Consider the following 1,985-nt stretch of genomic DNA (forward strand, 5'->3'; position numbering starts at 1 on the left):
CTGTCGCACAATCTTTGTGCGGTATTGCCATAAAGGAGATCTCTGATGCATAATCCAATACAAGACCTTACCAAAAAGGAATGGCTCCTCTGGCTGGGATCGCTGTTGATCGTCATTCTTTCCAATCTGGTATCCGGCAGTGTGGACGTTCTGACACTGGTTGCCGTCTGTGTGGGCATTACTTCGCTGATCTTTGCCGCAAAGGGAAACGTCTGGGCACAGATTCTGATGATCGTGTTCAGCATTCTGTACGGCATCATTTCGTGGCGGTTCCGCTACTGGGGTGAGATGATTACTTATCTGGGCATGACCATGCCCATGGCGGTCTGGTCTACGATCACGTGGATCCGGAACCCGTCAAAAAACGGAAACGAAGTGGAGATCCAGAAGCTGAACCGGAAACATATTGCGGGGCTTTCTGTTTTCAGCGTGGCGGTAACTGCGGCGTTTTACTACATTTTGCACATGCTGGATACGCCGAATATCGTGTTCAGTACCATTTCCGTTACCACCAGTTTCCTGGCGGCATCGCTAACCATGCTGCGTTCCTCTTATTATGCGTTGGGGTATGCCATGAACGATATTGTGCTGATCGTGCTGTGGGTGCTGGCATCGCTGAAAAATCCGGCGTATATCCCGGTGGCAGTGAACTTTGCGATTTTCTTTCTGAATGACCTGTACGGGTTTGTCAGCTGGAAAAAGCGGGAAGCAGTGCAGGGGTAGTTTCTCTTTCTCATGGAATGATTCTAAAAAAGGCAGCGGGAATTCTTTCCCACTGCCTTTCGTGTTTTTCTATTTTTCATGGTGCTGTTTTTGCAGCTGCAAAAAATCTTCCGCCAGCTGTTGTGCGGCGGCGTAAGAATCCAGGTGGTAGCATCTTGCCCGAAACTGTGCTGCCCCATAGAGTCCGGTCATGTACCACGCCGCATGCTTTCGGGCATCGCGAATGGCGATCTCCGGCGGCTTCTGGGGATTGCATTCCAGAATCAGCCGCACATGCCGGAGCATGGTTTCCATGCGTTCTTCCAGCGTAGGCGGCACTACCAGTTCGCCGGACATTGCCGCCTGAATCTCCCGAAACAGAAACGGATTCCCATAGGTGCCCCGTCCTGCCATGACCAGATCACAGCCGGTCTGCTCATACAGTGCAAGGCACTCCGCCGCAGTCTGCACATCGCCGTTGCCGATGACGGGAATGGACACTGCCTGCTTGACTTCCCGAATGGCGTTCCAGTCGGCTTTGCCGCTGTACAGCTGGGATTTGGTTCTGCCGTGTACGGTAATTGCGGCGGCACCGGCAGCTTCCATTGCCTGTGCAAAGGGGACGGCGTTGATGCTGTTCTCGTCCCAGCCCAGCCGGAACTTGACTGTGACCGGTACGCTGCTCTCCCGCACGGCAGCCCGCACGATCTCCTGTGCCAGCGGAATGTTCCGCATCAGGGCACTTCCTGCACCGGTGGCAACTACCTTATGTACCGGACAGCCCATGTTGATGTCGATCCAGTCCGGTTCGTACTGCTGCACCAGTGCGGCGGCTTTTCCCACGAATTCCGGCTCGCTGCCGAACAGCTGCAAGCCCATGGGGCGTTCCGGCTCGGTAATGGTGCAGAGTTCTGCGGAGCCTTTGTCCCCGTAGCACAGCCCCTTGACGGAAACCATTTCGCTGACGGTGGCAGCTGCCCCGAAGCTGCGGCAGAGCAGCCGGTAGGCACGGTCGGCAACGCCTGCCATTGGTGCCAGAATTGCCGTGCGGGGCAGGGCGGTCTTTCCGAGGGTGAATGCGGTTTGTATTGTCTGCATGAGGGTTCTCCTTATGATAATGTTTGATACTTTGTGCGGTGTTGCCCTATATTATAACATAGTTTTGGCGGAATGTAAACGGGGATTTTGAAAATCTCGAAAATGTCTGCACAGTGCCTGAACTGCCGCCGGTAATTCTGTTGGATACCTGCGGCAATACCGCACAAAGAGCGTCTGGCGACTTT

Annotated in this window: 2 protein-coding genes; one reads left to right on the top strand and one right to left on the bottom strand. The window is 54.3% G+C overall.

The genetic code is table 11. The features are described from left to right. The first annotated feature begins 45 nt into the window (after positions 1-45). The gene (gene pnuC, locus RUMCAL_RS03785) at positions 46-723 is read left to right on the top strand and encodes a nicotinamide riboside transporter PnuC (protein WP_021681214.1); all 678 of its coding nucleotides are present in this window, start codon (positions 46-48) and stop codon (positions 721-723) included. A 69-nt stretch (positions 724-792) separates the two neighbouring features. Here the strand turns inward: pnuC and dusB are convergent, their stop codons facing one another. Continuing rightward, on the bottom strand, positions 793-1,800 hold the full coding sequence (dusB, locus tag RUMCAL_RS03790) for a tRNA dihydrouridine synthase DusB (RefSeq protein ID WP_021681215.1): 1,008 nt from the start codon (positions 1,798-1,800) through the stop codon (positions 793-795). Between the last annotated feature and the right edge of the window lie 185 nt (positions 1,801-1,985).

It is taken from the genome of Ruminococcus callidus ATCC 27760, from assembly GCF_000468015.1.
Classification (GTDB): Bacteria; Bacillota; Clostridia; order Oscillospirales; family Ruminococcaceae; genus Ruminococcus_C; species Ruminococcus_C callidus.

Excerpts from the sequence above, each read along its gene's own strand:
- pnuC (WP_021681214.1), top strand. The coding sequence starts at position 46 with ATGCATAATCCAATACAAGACCTTACCAAAAAGGAATGGCTCCTCTGG.
- dusB (WP_021681215.1), bottom strand. The coding sequence starts at position 1,800 with ATGCAGACAATACAAACCGCATTCACCCTCGGAAAGACCGCCCTGCCC.